At 48.5% G+C, this 25,898-nt stretch carries 27 protein-coding genes and 1 riboswitch; of the genes, 24 read left to right on the forward strand and 3 right to left on the reverse strand.

Features of this window, described 5'->3' with window-relative positions; all coding sequences use genetic code 11:
* The first annotated feature begins 172 nt into the window (after nt 1-172).
* Genes MPL1_RS09615 through MPL1_RS09625 form a run of 3 tightly spaced genes read left to right on the forward strand, consistent with a single transcriptional unit; the run spans nt 173 to nt 3,002 of the window.
* Nucleotides 173-1,168, forward strand: a complete 996-nt coding sequence (locus tag MPL1_RS09615; protein WP_009726938.1) for a MucB/RseB C-terminal domain-containing protein — start codon at nt 173-175, stop codon at nt 1,166-1,168.
* Nucleotides 1,165-1,587, forward strand: a complete 423-nt coding sequence (locus MPL1_RS09620) for a SoxR reducing system RseC family protein (protein ID WP_009726939.1) — start codon at nt 1,165-1,167, stop codon at nt 1,585-1,587. The genes MPL1_RS09615 and MPL1_RS09620 overlap by 4 nt, the downstream gene beginning before the upstream one ends.
* On the forward strand, nt 1,587-3,002 hold the full coding sequence (locus tag MPL1_RS09625; RefSeq protein WP_009726940.1) for a DegQ family serine endoprotease: 1,416 nt from the start codon (nt 1,587-1,589) through the stop codon (nt 3,000-3,002). The genes MPL1_RS09620 and MPL1_RS09625 overlap by 1 nt, the downstream gene beginning before the upstream one ends.
* Before the next feature lie 55 nt (nt 3,003-3,057).
* Here the strand turns inward: MPL1_RS09625 and MPL1_RS09630 are convergent, their stop codons facing one another.
* Nucleotides 3,058-4,425, reverse strand: a complete 1,368-nt coding sequence (locus MPL1_RS09630) for an MATE family efflux transporter (protein WP_040577064.1) — start codon at nt 4,423-4,425, stop codon at nt 3,058-3,060.
* 205 nt (nt 4,426-4,630) lie between these two features.
* On the opposite strand from MPL1_RS09630, the gene lepA reads away from it, so the two are divergent.
* The 21 genes from lepA to MPL1_RS13295 all read left to right on the forward strand — a co-directional run bounded on the left by lepA (nt 4,631) and on the right by MPL1_RS13295 (nt 24,389).
* Nucleotides 4,631-6,427, forward strand: a complete 1,797-nt coding sequence (gene lepA, locus MPL1_RS09635) for a translation elongation factor 4 (RefSeq protein ID WP_009726942.1) — start codon at nt 4,631-4,633, stop codon at nt 6,425-6,427.
* A 16-nt stretch (nt 6,428-6,443) separates the two neighbouring features.
* A complete protein-coding gene (gene lepB / locus MPL1_RS09640; protein WP_009726943.1) occupies nt 6,444-7,205 on the forward strand; it encodes a signal peptidase I in 762 nt (253 codons plus the stop codon).
* A 10-nt stretch (nt 7,206-7,215) separates the two neighbouring features.
* Entirely contained in the window at nt 7,216-7,596 is a 381-nt protein-coding gene (locus MPL1_RS09645; RefSeq protein WP_009726944.1) for a DUF4845 domain-containing protein, read from the forward strand.
* Nucleotides 7,593-8,276, forward strand: a complete 684-nt coding sequence (gene rnc, locus MPL1_RS09650; protein ID WP_009726945.1) for a ribonuclease III — start codon at nt 7,593-7,595, stop codon at nt 8,274-8,276. Before MPL1_RS09645 ends, rnc begins: the two co-directional genes overlap by 4 nt.
* Entirely contained in the window at nt 8,273-9,178 is a 906-nt protein-coding gene (era, locus tag MPL1_RS09655; protein ID WP_009726946.1) for a GTPase Era, read from the forward strand. The genes rnc and era overlap by 4 nt, the downstream gene beginning before the upstream one ends.
* Before the next feature lie 77 nt (nt 9,179-9,255).
* Complete coding sequence (gene recO, locus MPL1_RS09660; RefSeq protein ID WP_009726947.1) at nt 9,256-9,990, forward strand: DNA repair protein RecO; 735 nt, start codon at nt 9,256-9,258, stop codon at nt 9,988-9,990.
* A gap of 8 nt (nt 9,991-9,998) precedes the next feature.
* Nucleotides 9,999-10,730, forward strand: coding sequence for a pyridoxine 5'-phosphate synthase (gene pdxJ, locus MPL1_RS09665; protein ID WP_009726948.1), 732 nt, complete (start codon nt 9,999-10,001; stop codon nt 10,728-10,730).
* The gene (gene acpS / locus MPL1_RS09670; RefSeq protein WP_009726949.1) at nt 10,727-11,107 is read left to right on the forward strand and encodes a holo-ACP synthase; all 381 of its coding nucleotides are present in this window, start codon (nt 10,727-10,729) and stop codon (nt 11,105-11,107) included. The genes pdxJ and acpS overlap by 4 nt, the downstream gene beginning before the upstream one ends.
* A gap of 1 nt (nt 11,108) precedes the next feature.
* Nucleotides 11,109-11,996, forward strand: a complete 888-nt coding sequence (gene cysM / locus MPL1_RS09675) for a cysteine synthase CysM (protein ID WP_009726950.1) — start codon at nt 11,109-11,111, stop codon at nt 11,994-11,996.
* Nucleotides 11,996-14,068, forward strand: coding sequence for a hypothetical protein (locus tag MPL1_RS13715; protein WP_009726951.1), 2,073 nt, complete (start codon nt 11,996-11,998; stop codon nt 14,066-14,068). Before cysM ends, MPL1_RS13715 begins: the two co-directional genes overlap by 1 nt.
* Before the next feature lie 14 nt (nt 14,069-14,082).
* Nucleotides 14,083-14,682 carry a YdbL family protein gene (locus tag MPL1_RS09685; RefSeq protein WP_009726952.1) on the forward strand — a complete coding sequence of 200 codons (600 nt, stop codon included), beginning with the start codon at nt 14,083-14,085 and terminating at the stop codon, nt 14,680-14,682.
* Nucleotides 14,683-14,778: 96 nt separating this feature from the next.
* Nucleotides 14,779-16,110, forward strand: coding sequence for a 23S rRNA (uracil(1939)-C(5))-methyltransferase RlmD (gene rlmD / locus MPL1_RS09690; protein WP_009726953.1), 1,332 nt, complete (start codon nt 14,779-14,781; stop codon nt 16,108-16,110).
* 96 nt (nt 16,111-16,206) lie between these two features.
* Nucleotides 16,207-16,284, forward strand: a riboswitch (cyclic di-GMP riboswitch).
* A 17-nt stretch (nt 16,285-16,301) separates the two neighbouring features.
* Nucleotides 16,302-17,003: a choice-of-anchor K domain-containing protein gene (locus MPL1_RS09695; protein WP_009726954.1), complete on the forward strand. Its 702-nt coding sequence runs from the start codon at nt 16,302-16,304 to the stop codon at nt 17,001-17,003.
* 258 nt (nt 17,004-17,261) lie between these two features.
* Nucleotides 17,262-17,984 (forward strand): choice-of-anchor K domain-containing protein, encoded by a 723-nt coding sequence (locus MPL1_RS09700; protein ID WP_009726955.1) that lies wholly within the window; start codon nt 17,262-17,264, stop codon nt 17,982-17,984.
* Nucleotides 17,985-18,266: 282 nt separating this feature from the next.
* A complete protein-coding gene (locus MPL1_RS09705; protein ID WP_009726956.1) occupies nt 18,267-18,971 on the forward strand; it encodes a choice-of-anchor K domain-containing protein in 705 nt (234 codons plus the stop codon).
* A gap of 82 nt (nt 18,972-19,053) precedes the next feature.
* Complete coding sequence (locus MPL1_RS09710) at nt 19,054-20,190, forward strand: DNA alkylation repair protein (RefSeq protein ID WP_009726957.1); 1,137 nt, start codon at nt 19,054-19,056, stop codon at nt 20,188-20,190.
* Between the two features lie 622 nt (nt 20,191-20,812).
* The gene (lexA, locus tag MPL1_RS09715) at nt 20,813-21,427 is read left to right on the forward strand and encodes a transcriptional repressor LexA (protein ID WP_009726958.1); all 615 of its coding nucleotides are present in this window, start codon (nt 20,813-20,815) and stop codon (nt 21,425-21,427) included.
* Between the two features lie 5 nt (nt 21,428-21,432).
* A complete protein-coding gene (locus MPL1_RS09720; RefSeq protein ID WP_009726959.1) occupies nt 21,433-22,665 on the forward strand; it encodes a DNA polymerase Y family protein in 1,233 nt (410 codons plus the stop codon).
* Between the two features lie 169 nt (nt 22,666-22,834).
* Complete coding sequence (locus tag MPL1_RS09725) at nt 22,835-23,089, forward strand: helix-turn-helix transcriptional regulator (protein ID WP_009726960.1); 255 nt, start codon at nt 22,835-22,837, stop codon at nt 23,087-23,089.
* A 2-nt stretch (nt 23,090-23,091) separates the two neighbouring features.
* Complete coding sequence (locus MPL1_RS09730; protein ID WP_009726961.1) at nt 23,092-24,168, forward strand: HipA domain-containing protein; 1,077 nt, start codon at nt 23,092-23,094, stop codon at nt 24,166-24,168.
* Between the two features lie 5 nt (nt 24,169-24,173).
* The gene (locus tag MPL1_RS13295) at nt 24,174-24,389 is read left to right on the forward strand and encodes a hypothetical protein (RefSeq protein ID WP_161604020.1); all 216 of its coding nucleotides are present in this window, start codon (nt 24,174-24,176) and stop codon (nt 24,387-24,389) included.
* A gap of 51 nt (nt 24,390-24,440) precedes the next feature.
* Here MPL1_RS13295 and MPL1_RS09735 read toward each other — a convergent pair whose 3' ends face one another.
* Entirely contained in the window at nt 24,441-24,968 is a 528-nt protein-coding gene (locus tag MPL1_RS09735; RefSeq protein ID WP_009726963.1) for a diguanylate cyclase, read from the reverse strand.
* Nucleotides 24,969-24,994: 26 nt separating this feature from the next.
* Nucleotides 24,995-25,843: a UTP--glucose-1-phosphate uridylyltransferase GalU gene (gene galU / locus MPL1_RS09740; RefSeq protein ID WP_009726964.1), complete on the reverse strand. Its 849-nt coding sequence runs from the start codon at nt 25,841-25,843 to the stop codon at nt 24,995-24,997.
* Between the last annotated feature and the right edge of the window lie 55 nt (nt 25,844-25,898).

Below are 25,898 nucleotides of genomic sequence, written 5' to 3' on the forward strand. Positions count from 1 at the left end.
CGGGTGTGACCACGCTTGCCGAGCAAACTGCACCGGTCACAGGCAACCGCTGGACGGTTGCCGAGCAGGAAGTTGAAGATCGTCTGAATACCTATCTCGTTGACCACAATGAATATGCCGGAACTTCGGGCGTGTTCTCTTATGGTCGGGTTGTTTCCTACGGTACTGAGTGATGAAGTTGATACACAAGTTGATACCGTTTTGGTTATCGGTTTGCATGATGATGTTGTTGCCGACAGCACATGCCGCTGATGAGGCCGTTGAGCTGCTTGAGCGTATGAATCATGCAGCACGCACTCTCAACTACCAAGGTGTATTTTCTTATCAGGCCGGTCGCAATCTTCAATCAATAAAAATTTATCATCGTGCAGACGAGGACGGTGAACTCGAGCGCTTGATTGCACTGAATGGCCCTGCTCGTGAGGTCATTCGAACAAATGATAAGGTCACTTGTATCAATCCTGAAGGTCGCCAGATTAATATCAGTCCACGACCACTAGGCAGCGGATTCCCCAGTGATTTGCCACGCAAAGTCAGCTCCGCCTTGCCCTACTACGAGCTGTCATTCCAAGGAGAAAGCCGTGTTGCCGGTCGCAATGCTCGCGAGCTGTTAATTTCCCCTGTTGACGAGTACCGCTACGGCTACCGGCTGTGGGTAGACACTGAAACTGATCTGTTGCTGAAGACTCAACTATTGGCAACCGATGGTGAAGTGCTCGAAATGTTTGCCTTTTCTTCGATTCAAACTGATGTCGAGATCGCTGATGAAAAGTTGCAATCAAGACTCGATGGCGATGAAATGGTTCTGAACCGAACAGACAAACAATCATCATCTGATATTGAGCAGCAAAGCCGTCTGTCACGCTGGGATGTCACCTGGTTGCCTGAGGGGTTTTCCCTGGTTGCGCTTCAGACCAGACTCAGAGCAAGCAACGGAGCCGAAGTCGAACAGCGTGTCTACAGCGACGGTATGAGTTCAGTCTCGGTGTTTATCGAAAAGATCCTTTCCAAGCATCGTCATTTGCAAGGTGCGACCCAAATGGGCGGCATCAACGCCTATGGCAACATTATTCATTCTCACTTCATCACGGTGGTAGGCGAAGTGCCAGGCCGAACAGTCGAGAAAATCGGCGCATCGATCCAGTTTGTTGATCTCGATCAGCCATGATCGAACAAAAAGCGACCATCGTTGAACTCGAAGGCAAAATTGCCTGGGTTCAGGCTGAACGCCAGTCCACTTGCAGTCAGTGTGCCGTCAGACAAGGTTGTGGTACCGGCTTACTTGCAAAACATGTAGGCAAAAAGTTTTCAAGAATTGCTGTACCTCGAACCGAAAACATGGAACCGGGTCAGCAGGTAAATGTCTCAATCCCCGAAGAAGCACTTCTGCAGGGCGCTGCATTGATGTACATGCTGCCGCTTCTGTCTATGTTTGCCGCAGTAGTGACAATAAGAACGTTGGGATGGGGCGAATTGGCAGAAATCGGTGCAGGGATAGCCGGGCTTGCTGCAGGGTTTTACTGGGTGCGATTCAGGTTAAAAACACATGCTGTTCAGCTGGACACGCAAATCATAGAGGAAAAATGATGATACATACGAAAACGTGGTCTTTGATGAGTGTCATTCTCGCCTGGTTCTTGTTAAGCGCAAGCGCTCATGCCAGAGGCCTTCCTGATTTCACCGACCTGGTAGAAAAAAATGCTGATGGCGTGGTCAATATCAGCACCAAAACTCAGCGCGACGCCCCATCTCAGCAGATGCTGCCGCCTGGTATGGAAGTGCCTGAAGGCACACCGTTTGACGATTTCTTTCGTCGCTTCTTTGGGAATCCCAACCAACCTCGTTCACGTCCACACAACTCCGTGGGCTCTGGTTTTGTGCTTTCAGAAGATGGTTACATCCTGACTAACTACCACGTGATCAGAAATGCCGATGAAATCATCGTCCGATTCAGTGACAGAACTGAACTGGTGGCTGAAGTTTTGGGTGGTGATGAGCGCAGCGATGTTGCTTTATTGAAAGTTGAAGCAACTGGGCTACCGACATTGCAGCTTGGTGACTCGAATGATCTGAAAGTAGGTGAGTGGGTGCTGGCAATTGGTTCACCATTTGGCTTTGACTACTCAGCTACTGCCGGCATTATCAGTGCGCTCGGCCGTAGCCTGCCTAGTGACAGTTACGTACCGTTTATCCAGACAGATGTTGCCATCAACCCGGGTAACTCGGGCGGCCCACTGTTCAATCTTGATGGCGAAGTCATTGGTATAAACTCTCAAATCTACAGCCGTCATGGCGGTTTCATGGGCGTATCTTTTGCGATTCCCATTGATGTCGTCATGAACGTCGTTGAGCAAATCAAAGCTCAAGGCTATGTCAGCCGCGGCTGGCTGGGTGTTGTGATTCAGGATGTCACTCGTGAACTGGCAGAGTCTTTTGGTTTGAGTCGTCCACAGGGCGCACTGGTGTCTCGAGTTATTCCTGACAGCCCTGCCGAAAAAGCAGGTTTCAGAGCCGGTGATGTCATTCTCGAATTTGATGGTCGAAATGTTGTTACAAGCTCTGATCTGCCACCGATTGTTGGTCGAACTGCGGTCGGTAAAGAAACCAATGTGCAGATCATGCGCGAGCAAAAACGTCAAACCATCAAAGTGGTCGTTGAAGAGTTGCCAGATGAAGATCAGGTTGCATTGTCTCGCGTCGGCCCTCAGCGTAGTACGGACAACCGTCTTGCTATCGAAGTTATTGAGGTTTCCTACGAGCAACGTCAGGAAGCAGGTCTGGATAGCGGCGGTGTTTACGTCATGAAAGTTGAAACAGGTCCTGCGCTGCGCGCCGGTATTCGTCCGGGTGATGTGATTTCAAATCTGAACAATGTTCAAATCGAAAGTGTTCAGCAGTTTCTTGAAGTCGCAAAATCACTGGAAGCAGGAAAATCGGTGCCTGTGCTGATTCATCGTGAAGGTAACTCGCAGTTCCTGGCACTTCGCATAGATGAAGAGTAATCAGATCAGTAGTGGCTTGATTAAGGCCAAATAAGAAACAACAAAAAAACGCAGCTCAGGCTGCGTTTTTTGTTTTCTGCCAGCGACGATGTAATGGCCGGTACTGCCAAAACAGCAGGCTTGCCAGAATAAAAGTCAGCCATTCGGCGATAGGCAAGGCGACCAAAAACAAGGGTTGCGGCAATAAGGCAGACAGGCTCAACAACAGGCTCACCGGAAGCACCAGGCCGCGACTTAAAGCAATCAGCATCGAGGGAACCGGCTGTTGCATAGCTGTGAGATAAATCGCCAGTGTTACATTGATGCCATTTATCACAAACAAGGGCCAGACCAGCGAAATATAAGCTGCAGACAACTGCAACGCATCTTCAGAAGCATCGCTGATGAACATACCACTTACTTTTTCAGGCCAAATGAGCAGCATGGCTGTTATGCAGGCACTGACGATCAACACCATGGTGAGTGCTGTTCGAACAAATCCCTGAATGCGCAAAAACTGTCCTGCACCATGATTCTGACTCGCCAGCAGATGCAGCGCATCGGCAATGCCGTAGTAGAGCATCAGGCTGACAAAAATCAGATAGTTCACTACGGCAAATGCGGCGACGCCCTCTACGCCAAGTTGTTTGACCAAAATCAGGTTGAGTACCAGAATAACCACGCCAGCAGAGATTTCATTGGCCAACTCGGAAAGCCCATTAAAGGCCACTTTGATGAGCTGACGCCATTGAGCCCAAGGGAACTGCAATTGCAGCCGGCGATGTTTACGCAGGAAAAAACCTGACAAGATAATCAATTGAACCGTCTGCGATACTGCGGTTGCAAAGGCCGCGCCGAGCAAGCCCATTTCAAAAACAATAATCAGTAATGCATCCAGCAGAATATTTGCCAATGCACCAATGGTCAGTGCCGTGGTTGCCAGGCGTTGACCGCCATCCAGGCGAATGAAGTAATAAAGCACCATTGTTAATGTCTGCAAAACAAGCACGGCACTGATAATGCGAAAATACGGCTGGATCAATGGCAGTAGTGAATCAGGAGTTCCGAGAAAACGCAGGATATGTGTCCCGGCCAGCAAACTCATGCTCATGAAAGCCAGCGCGATGATCGTGATGGCCAACAGGCACAGGCCCATTAGCCCTGAAGCCGCTGAATGATTGCCTTCACCAAGATAATGACCGGCACGCACAGCCCCACCAATGGCAATCATCAGCGCCAGACCAAATAACAGGGACAGATAGGGGATTAGCAGGTTGATGGCGGCCAGACCTTCAGCACTGACAAACTGACCAACGAACATGCCATCAACCACACTTGCTGTGGTGATGGCCATCAAACCAAGTATCGATGGAATCATATAACGCACAAACGTGCCTGGAATTGGCCCGTTGAGAATGGCGGGGTCATGAGTGTGTTGAGACATCAGGGTGACTTTAAACTAAGGCAATGGTCTGTGTTTGTTACAGACCAGCGATGCAACATGGTTTATCGTGTTAGATTGCTGAAGTGCGTATAATACAACACCATTTGCAGCCTGCGCGGCGTGAAGTTCTTCTATCGACGCCATGATTTTGCAGAGAATCACATATTAATCGGCATGTTCAGATATGCCACTTGCAGATAACTAAATGAAAAACATACGAAATTTCTCAATCATCGCGCACATTGATCACGGAAAATCCACTATTGCCGACCGCTTCATCCAGATATGTGGTGGCTTAACAGAAAGGGAAATGTCACAACAGGTTCTGGATTCGATGGATATCGAGCGGGAACGAGGCATTACCATCAAGGCACAAAGCGTTTCGCTTAATTACACCGCCAAAAATGGCGAAACCTACCAGTTGAACTTCATTGACACGCCCGGCCATGTGGACTTTTCTTATGAGGTATCACGTTCACTGGCGGCATGTGAGGGCGCATTGCTGGTGGTTGATGCGGCGCAAGGCGTAGAAGCGCAGAGTGTTGCCAACTGCTACACCGCGATTGAACTCGGCCTGGAAGTGCTGCCGGTATTAAATAAAATTGATTTGCCTGCCGCTGAACCGGACCGGGTCGCTCAGGAAATTGAAGACATCATCGGCGTTGATGCCATGAATGCTGTGCGATGCAGCGCTAAAACCGGGCTGGGTATTGATGAAGTGCTGGAGGAACTGGTGGCAAGAGTGCCGCCGCCAGAAGGTGACCCTGAAGGCCCGTTACAGGCACTGATCATTGATTCCTGGTTTGACAGTTATGTGGGTGTCATCTCACTGGTACGCATCAAACAAGGCAGTCTCAAGGCCAAAGACAAAATTAAAGTCATGTCTACCGGCCATGAGTATCAAGTCGATGAAGTGGGTGTATTTACTCCCAAACGCAGCAAGCGACCTGCACTGAATTGTGGTGAAGTCGGTTATGTGATTTCAGGTGTTAAAGAAATTGATGGGGCACCTGTTGGCGATACCCTGACCCATGCACATCGGGGCGCCACAGAAATGCTGCCCGGCTTCAAGTCAGTGACTCCTCAGGTCTATGCCGGTGTATTTCCTGTCAGTAGTGATGATTATGATTCTTTTCGCGAGGCGCTTGGTAAATTGCGTCTGAACGATGCTTCGTTGTTTTACGAGCCAGAAAATTCACAGGCGCTAGGCTTTGGTTTTCGCTGTGGTTTCCTTGGTCTGTTACACATGGAAATTATCCAGGAACGACTGGAGCGAGAATATGATCTTGATCTGATCACCACCGCACCTACCGTTGTGTTTGAAGTACTGGACAAACGAGGCGAGGTGATCAAGGTCGAAAACCCGGCAGCGTTGCCCGATCCGGGTTCAATTGCCGAAATCAGAGAACCGATAGTGATGGCGGACATGCTGGTGCCGCAAGATTATCTCGGTGCGGTTATTACGCTGTGTGTGGAAAAGCGTGGTGTGCAAAAAACCATGCAATACATGGGCAAACAGGTCGCAGTCAGCTACGAATTGCCAATGAATGAAGTGGTGATTGATTTCTTTGACAGGCTCAAGTCGGTCAGTCGGGGTTATGCCTCGCTTGACTATCATTTCATTCGTTTTCAGGCTGCGGATCTGGTCAAACTGGATGTGTTGATTAACGGCGAGCGTGTGGATGCCTTGTCGATGATCGTGCACAAAGAGCAGAGCGTGTCTCGTGGTCGTCAACTGGTCGAGAAGATGCAGGAGCTGATTCCCCGACAGATGTTTGATATTGCGATTCAGGCGGCGATTGGCGGACACATCATTGCGCGTTCAACGGTTAAGGCTATGCGTAAGAATGTACTGGCCAAATGTTATGGTGGTGACGTTTCCCGAAAACGTAAATTGCTTGAAAAGCAAAAAGCCGGTAAAAAACGGATGAAGTCAGTAGGCAAAGTGGATGTGCCTCAGGAAGCGTTCCTGGCGGTATTGCAGTTATCCAAGAAGTCATAAATAACAGGAGAGTGCGGTGAGTTTTCCGGCGTTGATGGTGTTGTTGGTCGTTCTGACCGGTTTGATCTGGTTGATGGATAAATGGGTGTGGGCGCCCAAAAGAGGCATGGACAGCAAGGAGCCGGTCATCGTCGAATACGCGCGCTCTTTTTTTCCGATTATCTTGCTGGTATTGGTGATTCGTTCGTTTGTAGTAGAACCGTTTCGTATTCCGTCAGCCTCCATGTTGCCGACCTTACATGTCGGTGACTTTATTTTGGTCAATAAGTTTTCTTATGGCATCAGGCTGCCAGTAACACATACCCGAATCTTTGAAACCGGTACACCTGAACGGGGTGATGTCATCGTATTTCGTTATCCTGAGAACACCGAAATTGATTACATCAAACGAGTGGTTGGTCTGCCCGGCGATCGGGTCGGTTACTTTGACAAGGTCATCTACATCAACGGTGAGGCAATCGAACAAGAAGATGCCGAACGAAATGATGATCTGACCGGTATGGTGAGCGCCCGCGCAGACATGCGCACAGAATTCCTGCATCAACAGGGATATAACATTTTGCTTGATCCACGGCGTAACCTGATCGAAGGTGAAACCGTTGTGCCAGAGGGACATTTTTTTGTCATGGGCGACAACCGGGATAACAGCAATGACAGCCGTTTCTGGGGTACAGTACCTGAAGAAAATCTGGTCGGCAGAGCTTTCCTGATATGGATGAGCTGGAATCGAAATGCTGGTGGCATTATGTGGGGTCGGGTAGGTCAGACTATTGAATAAGGAGCGCGTCATGAAACACCAAAAAGGCATGACTTTAATCAGCTGGGTTTTTGTGCTCGGCTTGATTGCGTTTTTTGCAACGATTGCAATGCGCCTGGTGCCGATGTATCAGGAATATTACGCCGTTGTGCAGATCATGAACTCCATGGAACATGAAATCCGCAACAATCAGATGACCCGTCAACAAGTCATGGTGATGATGCAGCGTCGCTTCAATACCGGCTATATCAGTAGCGTCAAACCGGAAAATGTTGAAATCGGCCGCGGACGAGATACGGCTTATGTCACACGCATCGTCGTTGATTATGAAGTACGTAAACCCTTCATCGCACATATTGATTTGATTGGCCACTTCCGCAAGGAAATAGATGTAGAGCCGCCCACGCGATGATGACCACCCGACAAAAAGCGCTCTGCAAATCACTGCAGATTGAGTTTAACGATACCGCGCTATTGATTCAGGCACTCACGCACCGCAGTGCCGACCCCAAAAATAACGAACGACTGGAATACCTGGGTGATGCCATACTCAACTTTGTCATCGCCGAGGCGCTGTTCACTCGTTTTCCACAAGTTAAAGAAGGCAAACTGAGCCGACTAAGAGCTTCTCTGGTTAAGGGGGAGACACTGGCGGAAATCGCACGTGCCCTGCAATTGGGAGAAGTACTGGTGTTGGGGCCAGGAGAGCTGAAAAGCGGCGGCTTCAGACGTGAATCAATTCTGGCGGATGCGTTGGAGGCACTGTTTGGTGCGCTGTATCTTGATAGCGGTTTTGAACCTGCCAGAGCGCTGATTGTGCAGCTTTATCAAGAAAGAATTGAAGCCATTGACGTTACTGAAACGGTCAAAGATCCCAAAACACGGCTACAGGAATTACTGCAAAGCCGAAAACAGCCACTCCCCATCTATAGCGTCAAAGAAGTGAAGTCTGACAAGGAACAACCTGAGTTTGAAGCTTCCTGTCAGGTCAAATTACTGGATAAAGTGGTCGTGGCCCGAGGCAGCAGTCACCGCAAGGCCGAAAAGAAAGCTGCTGAACGTGCACTCACCCTGATTGAAGGCAAGCTATGACTGAAAAGCCCTATCGTAGTGGCTATGTCGCCATTATCGGTCGTCCCAACGTCGGTAAATCAACGCTGATTAACCGTATTCTGGGTCAAAAACTGTGTATTACCTCGCGTAGGCCTCAAACGACACGTCATCGGATTCTGGGTATCAAAACCACCGATCATGCTCAGCTGGTCTATGTCGATACGCCTGGCATGCACAGTGATGGCAAACGTGCCATGAATCGCTACATGAATCGCGCCGCAACCGCCTCTATTGATGACGTTGATGTGATTGTGTTTGTCATCGAAAGCCTGAGATGGAGTGATGACGACGAACGCGTATTGAAACGCCTGCAAAATGATGCTGACAAACCGGTCATTCTGGTGTTGAACAAAGTGGACAAGGCGGAAGACAAAGCGGCCTTACTGCCACAAATGGAAGAACTTGCCGCCAAATATCCATTTGCTGCGGTGGTGCCTGTTTCAGCACGACGAGGCATTAACATCGAACAACTGGAAGCAGAAGTTGAAAAGCTGATGCCCGAAGGCGAAGCGATTTTTGATGAAGACCAACTGACTGACCGAAGCTCTCGCTTTCTGGCTGCTGAAATGGTCAGGGAAAAATTGTTTCGTCATCTGGGACAGGAATTGCCCTATTCATTGACTGTTGATATCGAACAGTTTGAAGACGATGACGGCATGTTCAGAATCAGCGCGGTTATCTACGTCGAACGAAGTGGCCAAAAGTCCATTGTCATCGGCAAGAAGGGCGAGTTACTGAAACAGGTCGGCCAGGATGCAAGAAAAGATATGGAAGACCTGTTTGGCTGCAAGGTGTTCTTACAGTTGTGGGTCAAGGTACGCGAAGGTTGGGCAGACAACGAGCGTATGCTCAGAAATCTGGGTTATAACGACGATCTTTAGGGCTTGTTGCATTTTCAGTCACAACAGAGGCGGCTATGAAAACATCAACAGCCTCCAGTCAGACAGGCTGATCTGAAATGATGAGTCTGACACAGGCTTTTGTGCTGCATCAGCGACCCTACCGGGAAACCAGTCTGTTACTGGATGTGATCAGTCGTGACTATGGCAGAGTCAGCCTGGTGGCACGAGGTGTCAGGCAAAAGCGCAAGCGTGGTGGACATCAGCTGCAATTGTTTCAGCCGCTCTGGCTCAGTTGGGTTGGCCGAGGTGAATTGCAGACACTGACGGATGTTGAGCACCACCAACCACGTTATTGGCTGAAAGGTCACGCGGCGTTATGTGGTTTGTATATCAACGAATTACTGATTCGGCTGACAGGTTTGCACCAAAGCGAGCCGATGATATTTGATGCCTATCAGCAGGCGCTATCGGAACTCGAGCATAGCGATTCCTGTGAAATTACTCTGAGAATATTTGAAAAGCATTTACTGGCAGCCATGGGCTATGGCTTGGCGCTGACCCATGAAGCGAGCAGTGGGCTGCCGGTCACGGATGACAACTATTATCGCTATTTGCCAGAGCATGGACTGATAGTCAGTGATAAGGCCATTCCAGGTCAGACTATTTCTGGCCGAAGCCTCAGGCATTTTGAACAGGAAAGCGATTTTGACCTTGTCAGCTTGTCTGAAATCAAGCAGATGATGCGAACGGTGTTAAATTATTATCTGGACGGAAAACCACTTAAAAGCCGGCAGTTGTTTGCCCAGATGCAACTTTATGCAAACCCGGCTACATCAGAAACAGAAAGGTAAACAGCAGTATGTCGATTTTTTTAGGGGTAAACATTGATCACGTTGCCACTTTGCGACAGGCACGGGGGACTCGTTATCCAGATCCGGTTCAAGCCGCGATAGAGGCTGAACAGGCCGGAGCTGACAGTATTACGCTGCATATTCGCGAGGACCGCCGACACATTCAGGAGCGCGATCTGGCATTGCTTACCGAGATAAGTCAGACCAAACTCAATCTTGAAATGGCTGTGACCGATGAGATGATTGCCATGGCCGAGAAATATCGTCCGGCTGATTGTTGTCTGGTTCCAGAGCGTCGTGAGGAACTGACCACTGAAGGCGGCCTGGATGTGCTCGGTCAACTTGAACGTATGCAAGCTGCCTGTGCTCGTCTGGCTGCAGCCAATGTCACAGTTTCATTATTTATCGACCCCGATAAGGATCAGATTGATGCGGCCGTGAGTTGCAAAGTACCGGTGGTTGAGTTGCACACCGGACGCTATGCCGATGCCGAGACAGCTGCCGAAGCAAAACACGAGTTGGCGATTATTTGCAAAGCTGCCCAATATGCTCATGCACAAGGTTTGCAGGTCAATGCCGGACATGGCTTGAACTATCATAATGTGACGGCGATTGCGGCGATTCCCGAACTGCGAGAGTTAAATATTGGTCATGCAATTGTCGCGCGTTCGGTGTTTACCGGTTTTCAGGCTGCGGTTAGAGAAATGAAACAGCTGATGTTGGCAGCCAGACAGCAATGATTTGTGGTATTGGCACTGATTTGGTGTTTATCCCTCGCATCAGTCAGATGCTGGAAAAATTTGGCGACAAAGCGGCCAGACGAATTCTGGATGAACAAGAGTTTTTGGCATTTCAACAGAGCAGTATGCCGGCGGCTTTTCTGGCCAAGCGTTTTGCTGCTAAAGAAGCGGCTGCCAAAGCGCTGGGTACCGGCTTTCGCGATGGACTCAGCCTGCAACATATTGCTGTTCGCAAGGATGAACTTGGTAAACCAGAGCTAAAATTGATTGAGGTCGCTCAACACAGGATGTCTGAATTGAAGGCAAGCCGGGCGTTTTTGAGTCTGAGTGATGATGGCGACTATGCCAGTGCGTATGTGATTTTAACGGAACGCTAAAATGACTGATTATCCGACCATTGACCGCTGTATTGGCAATACCCCACTGGTTCGATTACAGCGATTGCCGGGCAATACCAGCAATACCATTCTGGCTAAGCTTGAAGGCAACAACCCTGCCGGTTCAGTCAAGGACCGACCCGTTGTCAGCATGATTCGTCATGCTCAGCAGCGGGGTGAAATACAGCCAGGAGACACCCTGATTGAAGCCACCAGTGGCAACACAGGAATTGCACTGGCCATGGTGGCGGCCATTTTGGGCTACAAAATGGTGTTGATCATGCCTCGCAATATGAGTGTGGAACGACGCGCTTCAATGCGGGCTTATGGCGCAGAAATTATTCTCACCGATGGTATGGAGACTGCCAGAGATCTGGCCTTGCAAATGCAGGCTGATGGCAAGGGAAAAGTGTTGAACCAGTTTGGCAATTTCGACAATCCATTGGCTCATTATGAAACCACGGGTCCTGAGATCTGGCGTGATACCCATGGACAGGTGACTCACTTTGTCAGTGCCATGGGCACAACAGGCACCATTATGGGAGTGTCGCGTTATCTCAAGGAACAAAACAGTCAGGTGCAAATTGTGGGGGTGCAACCAGTTGAGGGTGCCAGTATTCCCGGCATTCGTCGTTGGCCAGCAGCCTATCTGCCAGATATTTTTGAACCGGAAAGAGTCGACCGAATCATCGATATGGAGCAAAGTGTTGCTGAAGACACCATGCGTCGGCTGGCCAGTGAAGAAGGCATATTTTGTGGCGTTTCCTCCGGCGGCAGCGTGGCGGCAGCATTAAGATTATCTGCTGAAGTGAGTCATGCCACCATCGTATGCATTATCTGTGATCGTGGTGATCGTTATCTGTCCACAGGTGTTTTTCCGGCTGAGTGATGCGTTCATCACTCTTCAGACGTTGGTGCCTGGCAATACTTCTACTGATTGTCAGCCCTGCCCACGCAATCGAAAAATTGCAGCTACTGGCAGGTGACTGGCAATACGCCAACATATCAGCCAAAGATTCTCAGCTAAAACTCCAGCTGACAGCAAATGGTTTGGCGGTTGAATTAAGCATCGCCACACTGCAGCTTGCTCAGCCTTTTGGCGAAGTGAACAATATCCAGCTGCACTGCCAACAAGCCAGGCTTCAATCTGGACAGATAAGTTGTGCCAAAGGTCAGGTCAGTTTTGCCCATGCCCACTTGGGCGATCAGACAGTGACATTTTCACTGCAAGCACGCTATGAAGAAGAGCATTACCAAATACAGGTCTCAGGCCTCAGCTTGGCTGATGGCACACTGGATATTCAAGCCGAGTTGGATGGCGAGGTGTGGCAAGCGAATATTCAAAGCCACTCAGTCACACTTGAGTCGCTGGAATCCCTGGCCTTGTCGATGTTGACAGAAGACCTCATCGAATTGGCACAAGGCTGGCAACTGCAAGGTGAATTGAACGGCAAGTTAATGATGGCTGGAGATGCTTCCAATATCAGTCGCATTGAGACTGATCTGGCGTTGCATCAGTGGTCGGTCAGTGATCCACAAAGCCGCTATGTGACCGAGGCAGCCAATGCCAGAGTGCAACTGAAGGCGCGACAGCAAGCAGGCGAATGGCGCTGGTCAAACATTATGACGTTGCATGGCGGTCAAGCTTATTTTGAGCCAGTTTTTCTCGATTTTGAACAGTCTGGCATGCATTGGAAAAGTGACGGCCACTGGTCACCCGACAATGACCGCATCACTTTGAATATCCCGGAGTTTGATCATAGCGGGACTTTGCAGGGCAGTGTCAGTCTGCACTACCAGCAACAGCAAGTCACTTCATTGCAAATCAGGCTGGTCAAAGCACAACTGAACAATGTTTATAACACCTGGTTGCAACCGTTTTTGCTGGGCACAGCAGCTGATAGTCTGACGCTGGATGGCTCGTTGAGTGCTGACATTGATTATCAGTACGGCCAGTCTCCAGAGTTAAGCCTGTCATTCTCTGACGTAGATATCGATGATCAACAGCAGCGCTTTTCATTAGCGGGATTAACCGGGGAGTTTGCCTGGACAGGATCGGTTGAGCCGCAACACACGGCTTTATCGTGGCAACAGATCTATTTCTATGCACTGCCGCTGGGAGCCTCGGCAATCGACGGCGTTTCGACAAGTTCAGGTTTCAGATTAACTCAACCGTTTGTATTGCCGGTGATGGATGGAGCCTTGCAGATTCATGATTTTTCATTAGCGCTGGATCAAGAGCAGGCCGTCAGTTGGCAATTTGATGGATTGCTGACGCCAGTGTCTATGGAGGCGGTGAGCGAAGCGCTTGGCTGGCCAACTTTGTATGGTCGGTTGTCTGGTGTGATCCCCCAGGTTCGCTATCAACATCAGCAAGTCCAAGTAGATGGTGCTTTGATGTTGAGATTGTTTGACGGCATCACCGTCATCAGGGATTTACGCTTGCAAGATCCTTTTGGTGCCTTGCCGCAGTTGTCAGCCAATGTTGATATTACCGGACTGGATTTGCAGTTACTGACCCAGGCGTTTGATTTTGGAATGATTAGCGGCAGACTCGATGGGCGCATTCATGAGTTGCGATTGGCTGGCTGGCAAGCGGTGCAGTTCGATGCGCAGTTTGCAACACCGCAGGGTGATCGCAGTCGGCGACGCATCAGTCAGCAGGCAGTGGATAATCTGTCACAAATTGGTGGCGGTGCCAGTGGCGTATTATCACGGAGTTTTTTGCGGTTTTTCGAGGACTTTTCCTATCAGCAACTGGGTCTAAGTTGTAGACTGCGCAATTCTGTTTGCGAGATGTCCGGTGTCGCAGATGCAGAGCATGGCTATTATATTGTGCAAGGCGGCGGGATTTTACCGCCTTGGATTAATGTGGTGGGGTATACTCGGCGCGTTGATTGGCCAGATTTGCTGGAAAGATTGCAAGCCGTTCGGCACAGCAGTGGACCTGTGATTGAGTGATGAGGGTAAACAAAATGATGCATGGATATAAACAAATTTCGGTAGCGGCAATGGCGTTGTTTTTGATGTCATGCGTGACAATTAATATTTATTTTCCTGCAGCGGCGGCTGAGCAAGCCGCGGACCGTATCATTGAAGATGTCTGGGGACCGGATGGCAAGCGTTCTGAGCAGCCTGCGTCATCAGAACCGCAATCAATGATAGAAACCGACAGACCGGTATTCGTCAGAATGCTTGAGTGGGTAGTTTCACCTGCCGAGGCTCAGGCTGATTTGAACGTGAATTCACCTGCCATCAGTGCCATTCAAAGCAGAATGCGCAGCCGTCATGATCAACTGCGTCCTCATTATGATAGTGGTGCAGTGGGCCTCACCGCCAACGGCTTGGTGACAGTCCGCGATGCTGGCAGCATTCCACTGGCGCAGAGAAATGCTGTCAACTCCCTGGTCGCTGATGAAAACAAAGACCGTAATGCACTGTATGCTGAAATTGCCCGTGCCAATGGCCGACCCGAGTGGCAGTCAGATATTCAGGAGACTTTTGCCCGCCGCTGGATTAGCAATGCAGCTTCTGGCTGGTGGTATCAGCAAGGTGGCAACTGGCAACAAAAATAACAATCATCATCGAAAGGTCAACAGGCCCTGGAGTCCGGCCATGCTGAAACATGGCCGGACTTTTTTATTGCAGACAAACACAATCTAGAGAAACACATGGCAAGACGCAGACGAAGCGCACAACTTCCTACCACCCCGGTGAACAGCCTCATTGAATCACTATCGCATGATGGGCGGGGAATAGCGCGTATTGAAGGCAAGACCGTATTTGTTGATGGGGCATTGCCCGGAGAACAGATTGAGTTTGTCTACACTCGAAAGCACAAGAACTACGATGAAGGACGCACCATCCAGGTACTGACGGCTTCGCAAGACAGAGTCGAAGCAAGATGTCAGCACTATGGCATATGCGGCGGTTGCAGTTTGATGCATATGGACCCAGGTGCACAGTTACGCCATAAGCAAGCCACATTGGCTGAGCATTTCCAGCACTTTGGTCAGCTATCGCCGAAAAAGTGGCTGCCGCCGTTGACCGGACCATTATGGGGATATCGTCGTAAAGCCCGACTGGGTGTCAAATATGTCACTAAAAAGGGCAAGGTACTGGTTGGCTTTCGTGAAAAAGCTTCTCCATACCTTGCCGAACTTAATCAGTGTGAAGTGCTTGACCCACGTGTAGGCAAACGTTTGGATGAGCTGGGTCGTTTAATTGAATCTTTGGAAGCCTTTCAACGAATCGCACAAATCGAAGTGGCAATGGATGCCGAGCATGTCGCTCTGGTATTTCGCAACCTTGATCCTTTATCCGAAGCCGATCAGCAGGCACTTATCAGCTATGGACAACAGCATGATTTGTGGATTTATCTGCAGCCAGGTGGGCCAGACACCGTCAGCGCTTTGTGGCCTGAATCGCCACAATTGCGTTATCGTCCCGAACCGCATTTAACGCTGGACTTTGCGCCGGGCGATTTCACCCAGGTGAACTCAGGTATCAATGAAAAGATGATCCAGCTGGCGATGCAATTGCTTGATGTTCAAGCTGAAGATCGTGTACTCGACCTGTTCTGTGGTCTGGGTAATTTTACTTTGCCGCTGGCTAGCAGAGTCGCTTCGGTCATCGGAGTGGAGGGTGATGCCTCACTGGTGAGTCATGCACGACGTAATGCCATGCTCAATCAACTGGAGAATGCCGAGTTTGAGCAGGCGGATCTGACAAAAACGGCCCTCAAAGATTATCCCTGGGCAAAAGCAGGTTTTAATAAAATTTTGCTGGATCCGCCCCGCAGTGGAGCCTTTGAAGTGCTTGAGCAACTTGCCGATCTGGGTGCAGAGCGATTGTTGTACGTCTCTTGCAACCCTGCAACGCTGGCGCGAGATGCCGGTGAACTGGTCAATAAACATGGCTATCAGCTTGATGCTGCCGGCGTGATGGATATGTTTCCACACACGGCACACGTAGAATCCATCGCGGTTTTCAATAAAATTTGAATTCATGTACCAAAGTACAATTGCGCCACTTTTAGTTGTGTATAGACTGGTTTATAACTGATTGAAGCTGCAGGCAGATCAGTTTCATTACAATAATTGATAATGTGCCAACCTTGATGCGAGTCAAGCGACGGAAAGCCACGGGTCTCTGGGAGAGACGGCCGGGTTGCAGTTTCGAAAAGGATGTTTTCATGAAAAAAATTCTTTTGTTTGCGTCATTGCTTGCTACAAGTCTGACTGCCAACGCTGCTTTCTTTGAAGGTTCCACTTCCGGAACATTTACTAACCCAGCAGGTGCTGCAAACATGCAAGTCACTGGTGAAGGTACTAATACCCTGCAGTGGGGTGAAGGTGCTTTTCTGGGTAGTTGCTTCTTGGGTTTTTGCTGGGGGCCAACTTCTAATCCGAGCCTGTTGAGCTTTAACGGTCAAGGCTTTGCCACAGATGTTGATCAACAGTTCCAAGTTGGTAGCATGTACTTTTACAACGGTACCATCTATGCCGGTACCGAAGCTTCATCTGTTGACTTTAACCTGACGTTCGATTTTGTAGCGCCAAATGCTTTTCAAGAAACTTTCAGCTATAACTTCGCCCTGGATAATACTGTCAACCCACAAGGTGATACGGTAACCGTTCTGACTGCGGCGCCAGAGTACTTTTACACTTTCGAAGGCAATGACTATTACTTCGAACTGCTGGGCTTCAGCTATGGTGGCCAAGTATTCGACACCATCTTTGCTAAAGAGTTGAAAGGCAAAACAGTTAAACTGTTGGGTCAGTTCACTTCAATTCCGTCTGAAGTACCACTGCCAGCCGCTGTTTGGTTGTTTGGTTCTGGTCTGATGGGCTTTATGGCTTTCAGGAGACGCGCAAAAGCTAACGCTGCTGCTTAATCGCACCAGCTTAATGCACCTGAAAAACCGCAGTAGCAATACTGCGGTTTTTTTATGCTTAGCATTTCTGGGCAGCAGTTTATAAAAATTTTTAATATTGTGTACCAAAGTACAGTAGTTTGCTTTATCAAGTCTCCGTATTATTAGCATCAACAGGTCAGGTCTACTGTTTCATTTTTACCGGCTTGATGAAGTTAACCACGGAACGCTGGCGGGATAACCAAAAGTGGTGCCGAGATTTATTAATAAGGACATATCATGAAAAACTTGTTGTTGTTTGTATCGTTAATGACGGCATCTATTTCTGCCAATGCTGCATTCTTCCAAGGTTCAAGTTCTGGAACATTTGAAAACCCGGTCGGCGCTGCCAATATGCAGGTGACAGGCGTAGGTACTAATTCTTTCAGCTGGGGCGAGGGCGCTTATCTTGGTTACAGCTGGGCGAAAAACTGCTTTTTCTGTCTTCCATATAAACAGCACCATTACTCAGATCCCAGCAGCCTGACTTTTAACGGTCAGTCTTTTAATACCGATGTAGACAGTGCTTTTGTGGTCGGTAATCTGTATTTCTATAACGGTACTATCTATGCAGGTACAGAAGCCACTAGCGTAGATTTTTCACTGACATTTGATTTCACAGCACCTAACAGCTTTGATGAAACATTCACCTACAATTTTGCGTTGGACAACACCGTCAACCCACAAGGCGATACGGTAACACTGGCGGCTGCAGCGCCTGAATATTTCTACAGCTTTGAAGGTAATGATTATTACTTTGAGCTGCTGGGCTTTAGTTATGGCGGCAAAGTATTCGACGAAATTTTTGCTAAAGAACTGAAAGGCAAAACCGTTCAGTTGCTGGGTAAATTTACTTCAATTCCCTCTGAAGTACCGCTGCCAGCCGCTGTTTGGTTGTTTGGCTCTGGTCTGATGGGCTTCATGGCTTTCAGAAGACGCGCAAAAGCTAACGCTGCTGCTTAATCGCACCAGCTTAATGCACCTGAAAAACCGCAGTAGCAATACTGCGGTTTTTTTATATTTAGCAATCACGATCTTTGATTTATAAAAAACTTTAATGTCCTGCACCAAAGTACAATTGTGTCACTTGGACTTGTATATAAATATGCTGATAACTGATTGAAGCAGCAGACGATCAGTAAAACTCGATAGTTAGATTGTGCCAACCTTGATGTGAGTCAAGCGATGGAAAGCCACACCTCTTTGGTAGAGAGGTCGGGATTGTAGTGCCAAAAAGGATGTTTTATGAAAAAAGTTTTTATGTTTGCGTCATTGCTTGTCACGAGTCTGACGGCCAATGCAGCCTTCTTCGAAGGTTCAACCTCGGGAATCTTTACCAATCCAGCAGGTGCTGCAAATATGCAAGTCACGGGTGTTGATACCAATGCCTTGCAGTGGGGCGAAGGTGTTTTTCTGGGTAGTTGTCTATTTCCGGGTTTTTGCTTCGGGTCAACTTCTGACCCAAGTCAATTGAGCTTTAACGGACAAGGCTTTGCCACTGATGTTGATCAACAGTTCCAGGTTGGAAGCATGTACTTCTACAACGGTACTATCTATGACGGCACCGGAGTGTCTGCCGCTGATTTTATCCTGACGTTTGATTTCGCAGCACCAAACATTTTTCAGGAAACATTTAGCTACAATTTCTCTTTGGAAAACACATTCAACTCAGATGGTGAAACTGTGACCATTCTGACGACAGCACCAGAGTACTTTTACAGCTTTGCCGGTAATCATTACTACTTTGAACTGCTCGGCTTTAGCTATGATGGCCAAGTGTTAGACACCGTCTTTGCTAAAGAGCTGGAAGATAAAACAGTCACATTGTTGGGACAGTTCACTTCAATTCCTTCTGAAGTACCGCTGCCAGCCGCTGTTTGGCTGTTTGGTTCTGGTCTGATGGGCTTCATGGCTTTCAGAAGACGCGCCAAAATGAACGCAATTGCCTAATTTGGCATCAAGTCCGACAAAAAAGCCGCAGTGTATACTGCGGCTTTTTTTATGGCTGAAATGGCAAAACAGGTGATTGTTAATGAAACAATATTTGAATGCTGACGCGATTAGTTATCTTGCCGACAGCCTTGTAGCCGCATGGCCCGAATTTGATAAAGAAGGTTTTACTCGCGGTGCCTGTCAGGGGCTTGAGGCGATGGAGCTGAAACAGCGCGTTACTCATATTGCCGAACAATTGCACAAACATTTGCCGACGGACTTTTCCGAGAGTGCTGATATTCTGATACGACTTGCCGATGTTTGGCCTGTGGATGAGGATGACAAATCAAGCTGGCACAGTTTTTCGGCATGGCCGCTGATTGATTATGCAGGGCATGCGGGCTGGTCCAGTCCATTACGAGCACTGGACGTGCTGGAAAGATTAACGCCCTTGTTTACTGCCGAATTTGCCATGCGACCCTATTTAGATCGGCAGTTTGAGGTGGTGTATCCCAGGATTATCCGCTGGACCGAGCACCCTCATCCTCATGTGCGCCGCCTGGCTTCTGAATGCATTCGACCCCGGCTACCGTGGGGTGGACACTTGAAACGTTTTCAACGCGACCCTGAGCCGGTTTTGAAGGTGCTTGAATTGCTCAAGGATGATGTTTCAGTCTATGTGCAAAAGTCTGTTGCCAATAATCTGAACGATATCAGTAAAGATAATCCGGACAGGGTATTAGCGCTGGTACGTCAGTGGTTGCCAAAGGCCAGTAAACAACGGCGCTGGATCATACGTCATGGACTGCGTAGTCTCATCAAGCAAGGTGTTCCGGAAGTCTTTGAGTTGCTGGATTACTCGCCAACAATTGCCTTGCAAAGTCAGTTGCAGCTGAATAAGGCGGAGGTGTCTTTGGGCGACAGCTTTGAAATCACACTAAGCTTACAGTCAGAAGCAACGTCAGCACAGGATCTGGTCATTGATTATGCCGTGTGGCACGTCAAGGCCAATGGCAGTCATAGCCGCAAGGTTTTTAAATGGAAAATACTGACGCTGGCGGCAGAGCAATGTTTGCAGATAAGCAAAACACACGCCTTCAAAACATTATCGACCCGTAAATACTATCCCGGCCCGCACCTGTTGGAGGTGTTAATCAATGGGCAGGTGACAGGCCGGGCAGAAATTGAATTACGACATGATAAAGCCAAAGGCGATCAAGGCAATCCAGGCGATTGACATTACAACAGTAATTTCAGTAAAGCGGTCACTGATAAATTGTTCCAGTTTTTTCATTTTGGCCTCCTGTTCGAGCTACATTCAAAATGCTTACGGAAACTATTCTCCGCCTGCTCAACAGGATTGGCATTGATCTGGATCAAACTCGAGACCATAAAAAAACCGGTCAAGGACCGGTTTTTTTATGGTCTGTTCTGCTGATACTTTAGCGTGAAGCAATCAAGCCAAACAGTACAATGCCTAACCAAAAAAAGGTGAAGGCAAAAATCACGTAAGGAAATTTTTCGACCAACAATTTATCCAGTTTTTTCCACATAACTCAGTCTCTCGCAAATTAAAACAATTGTTATAGGTTTCACCGAAAATAATAACAGGATTGAGCCATTCCGGCCAGATTTCCTGTTTTCAGGTTGTCCATTATCTGGCTAATTTGTGCGCAAAAAGTTCCTATGAATGGTCGGCAATCTGGGCTTGGACGCGCAATATTCACGTCCACGGAAGATTCCTGCCAGTCGGTCATCTGCGAAACAAAGCCGATGTAGATTTGTGCTTGCCAGGCGTCATTATTTTCTCTATATTTTCTCTTCTCGGTTTTTTCTCGTATTAATTGAGGAGTGTTGCGATGCTGACAGAACGTCAACAGGATACGCTGGACTTTATTCGACGATATGTACGAGAACATGGACGTTCACCATTACTGACTGAAATTGCCGAAGGGCTGGGAATTCAGTCTCCAGGTACGACTCATCGTTATATACAGGCCTTAGTGGATGCGGGGCATCTGCAACGACTGGTGGGACGCACTCGCGGCATCAAGCTGGCAGAGTCGTTGACCGATTATGATGATGTTGCGCCAGTTGTGTTACCGGTGATGGGCCGGATTGCTGCGGGACGCTTGATAGAAGCTGTTGCCGACGAGTCTGAAATTGATCTGTCACAAATGTTCAGTGGATCTGGGCGCTTTGTGCTCAAGGTCAACGGTGACTCAATGATCGATAAAGCCATTATGTCCGGCGATTATGTGGTGGTGCAGTCACAACGTCATGCCAAACATGGTGATATCGTGGTGGCATTGGTGGATGGCTACGATGCCACATTAAAAACCATGCTGCTCAATGATGATGGCACGATTACCCTGATGCCGGCCAATGTGAATTACGAACCTGTGACCTTGCCTGCCCAACGTGTCAGTATTCAGGGCGTCGTGGTTGGGCAATTGCGTACTTACCTTGAGTGACGGGCATGAATGTCAGTATCTGGCCAAAGATGATTGCTTTGGTCGATATGAACTGCTTTTTTGCCGCGATTGAGCAACGAGATCATCATGCGTGGCGTGGTCAGGCTGTGGCTGTGACCAATGGCCGTCTTGGTAGCACGATCATTACCTGCTCATACGAAGCACGTGCCTTTGGTGTTCATACTGGTATGCGTTTGCGTGAAGCCAGGCAATATTGTCCTGGCTTGATTCAAGCGCCTTCCAGACCGCAGGTCTATGCGGCAACATCCACGGCTATCATGCATGCCTTGCAACAGATCACGCCGGATCTGGAAGTGTTCAGTGTCGATGAAGCCTTTCTGGATTTAACGCGGTGTCAGCAGTTATACCAAGGCCCCAGAGATATAGGCCAGCGTATCAAACAGCTGGTCAAACAGGCCTCGGGCGGTTTGTTGTGTTCGGTCGGAATCAGTGGTGATAAAACAACGGCCAAGTTTGCGGCTAAACGGCGAAAACCAGATGGTTTGACAATCATTCACCCTGAAGATGCCGCGCGAGTACTGGCGCCGTATCCAGTCACTGAACTCAGCGGTATCAATAAAGGCATTGCCAGTTTTTTGCGTCGATACGGTGTTGTGCTGTGTGGTGATATGCACAAGATCCCTATTTCGATTCTGGCTCAACGTTACGGTAATCCGGGACGCCGAATCTGGCTGATGGCACAGGGACTGGACCCGGACAAGGTACAGCCACAAAATCGTGCACCAAAATCTATCGGTCATGGCAAGGTGATGCCGCCGGAGACCAAAGACAAACGATTGATTCTGGTTTATTTGCAACATATGTCAGAGAAAGTGGCGGGGCGATTGCGTCAACACCAGATGCAGGCAGAATGGTTTTTTATCGGCATCAAAACCAGCAATGGCTGGTTAAAACAGACGCTGAGCAGTGGGTTTTATACTGATGACGGTCGACTAATCTACAAAATGTGTCGGCAGTTTATCCATCAGTGTTGGCAAGGTCAGGGCGTATGGCAGGTGCAAGTCACTGCCCTATCACCCAGACAGGGTCAGCAATATGATTTGTTTATGAATTTTGACGAACAGCGGGCACGCCATGAAATCAATGAAGCGATCGATAGTATTAATCAGCGCTTTGGTGAGTTTGCCGTTGCCCCGGCTAGTTTGCTGGAGCGCTCCGAAATGCCCAATGTGATTGCCCCTGCCTGGCAGCCTTCCGGACATCGAAAAACGGTTTAGTTACAGGATGAACTTTTTTGCGTGCAACAGCGGCCAATTTAAATATCCTATATTTCTAGGATTAATATTCGTTTTTAGCATTATTCAATTATATATCCTAGAAAAATAGGACTATTCAAATATTCATGTGTTGCGACTATAATAATCCTAAATTAAAAGGATTAAATGTATGGCAAAGCGCATTGTGCTCTCAGATAAACCAGAAACAGACTTAGCCACAGACCCAAAATTACTTGGAGCAGCGGTACGTTTTGTCCGAACATCCGCGGGCTTAACCATTGAAGATGCGGCGGCACTCGCGGGTGTTTCCAAGCAAACATTAAACGATCTGGAAAGAGCAAAACCGGGGACGCGAATGGAGACCATGTTCAAAGTCATGGAAAGCCTTGGCATCAAACTCAAAATTGAATTACCTGGGCTGTGAGCATGGTTTCATTACCGATTACATTCAATGATGAACCTGTCGGCACCATCGGTGTGCGTGATCATGAGTTTTTTGTCGAATACGATGAGCGCTGGCTTCAGACAGGCTTCGCACTGTCTCCCCATATTCCACTTGATGGCAGTGCCCGACCACTTTCTATCGAATATTTTCTGAGTAACTTGTTTCCTGAAGGCGATCAGCTGGACGTGCTGTTGCGTAGTATGCAAATCCGCAAAAGCAACATGATGGCAATACTCTCAGTGATTGGCATGGATGCCCCTGGAGCAATGGCTTATGGCGCGGAGCATGTTGGTGAAAATCATTTACGGCGCGTCACCAGTGAAGAACTCGCAGCTAAGCTTGATAGCGGCGATCCAGCACAAATCCTTGTCTGGGATGGTAAATACCGTTTGAGCCTGGCCGGTGTTCAGATGAAATTGAACATTGTGCTAGCGGAAGATAATTTTTTTCTGGCGGATGGCAGCCTGGCAAGTACGCATCTATTGAAGTTTGCCAAACCTCAACATCGCTACCTGATAGTCAATGAGTTTGTTTGCATGCGTCTTGCTCAGGCCGTGGGACTTGAAGTTGCCGAGGTCGAGTGTCTGCAATTCGGTGCACATCGATCATTAATGGTCAGACGATTTGACCGGGAACTCGCAGATGGCACACTGACCGGTCAGCAGCGCAGGCTTCATGTGATTGATGGTTGCCAGTTGCTGGATCTGCCACCGCAATACAAATATGAGCAGATTCATGGTGTGGGCAGAGATGTAAGACATATTCGTGATGGTGCAAGCATTCCATTGTTGTTTGAGGCCATTAATAAGAGCCTGATACCGGCTAAGGCAAGAATGCAGTTGCTCGACATGATTCTATTTAATTTGATTATCGGTAACAGCGATGCGCACGGCAAAAATGTGAGTTTCAGGCTGATAGGACTGGTTTTCAGATGGCGCCTTTATATGATCTGGTGTCAGTGTGTTTTGAAGCCAGACAAACCACGGATATTGACGATAATCTGGCAATGGCCATTGGTGATGAGTTCGATGCAGATAAAATCACCGCCTACCATTTGATCACGATGGCTGATGAGGTTGGCATAGACCGGAATCTGCTCAAACGTCGACTGGCTTTGATGTGTGGCAAAGTGAAAAAGCTGGCAGGTCTGTTGAGTTTTGATGGCTTGACCGAGGCCGAACAAGACTACGCCAACGCACTCATTGCTTTCATCCTGAAACGTAATGACTGGTTTGAGCAGCAAGTGGCCGAGTTTAAGCCAGTGATCGCGAGTCTTTAGCAGCAATCGCTGCGCGACCGGTTTTGTGTTCAAGCACAACTCTAAGCAGAGTTATTTGAGGATCTGGCTGTAAAGACGTGTATGACTGGTATTGCCACCTTGGTCGCTGGCTGCTTGTTGATGTTTAAGCGTTTCGGACAGTTGATCCAGCACACCAAAATCATCTTCCTGTGCTGGAGTATAGGTTGTGTGGCCAATGCTGACCGTGACTTGCCCTGACGGGGTTTGCGGTGAGGTCAGCGCTAATGCTTGAATAGCCTGGTGAATACGTTGTGCCATCAGGCCGGCTTCTTTGAAGCTAAGCTCGGTGGTCATTAACAGTATTTTGTTGCGACCAAAACGTGTCAGAGCATCTGTTTTCCTGTGAAACAATTGCCCGAGCGTTTCGAACACCTGATGTGAGATGCTGGCTTTGTCGGTCAGATTGTTGAAATGATCAATGTCGATGACAAAGAGACTGAGCGAGTACTGTGCCTTTTGCGCGTTTTGCCAGTGTGATGCCAGCAACTCGATAAACGCTGATTGCGTCACCACACCATGGTGTGGTGACAGATTCTCAGTATCGCTGCGTCTGCTCATGATTGGATAGTGATGACGGCTAAAATTTATTTAAAATCACGCTGATAGTAATAATTGGTAGCGTCAACAAAACCTCCGATACTGCCGCAGTCAAAGCGCTGGCCTTTGAATTTAACGGCCAGTACTTTTTTATCCTGTGCCATCGCTTTAAGCGCATCGGTGATCTGTACTTCACCATTGGCACCAGGCGGGGTGTTGCGAATGTACTCAAAAATGTCGGGTGTCAGCACATACCGGCCAATGACGGCCAGATTGCTAGGGGCATCTTTGGGAGCTGGTTTTTCAACCATGTCGGTGATGCGATAAACGCCGGGCTCGATTTCGTCACCGGAAATTACACCGTAACTGCTGGTATTTTCAGGTGGGACTTCTTCGATAGCGATAATCGTACAGTGGTGTTGGTTGTACAAGTCGACCAGCTGTGACAGGGCTCTGCGTGACTTTGCTTCGACAGGCGCAGCACAGAGATCATCTGCCAGAATGACTGCGAAGGGCTCATCGCCAATCATGGGTTCGCCGGTCAAAATGGCGTGGCCGAGACCCAGCATTTCACGTTGGCGAATAAACATAAAATCACAGCTATCCATCAGTTTACGAATATCTTGCAGGTGTGCTTCCTTGCTGGTGCCTTTAATTTGATGTTCAAGCTCATAGCTGGTGTCAAAATGATCGGCAATCGCCCGTTTTCCCCGACCAGTAATAAAGCCTACTTGCGTCAAACCGGCTTCCAGCGCTTCTTCAACACCATATTGAATCAATGGTTTATTAACGATGGGCAACATTTCCTTGGGCATTGCCTTGGTGGCTGGCAAAAAGCGAGTGCCGTAACCGGCGACTGGAAAGAGACATTTGCGAAGCGGGGCGTTCCTTGACATAAGTGCTTTATCCTCAATCTGTGTTCAATCGTTAAATATTCTGGTCTGTTTATTT

Source organism: Methylophaga lonarensis MPL, assembly GCF_000349205.1.
Taxonomy (GTDB): Bacteria; Pseudomonadota; Gammaproteobacteria; order Nitrosococcales; family Methylophagaceae; genus Methylophaga; species Methylophaga lonarensis.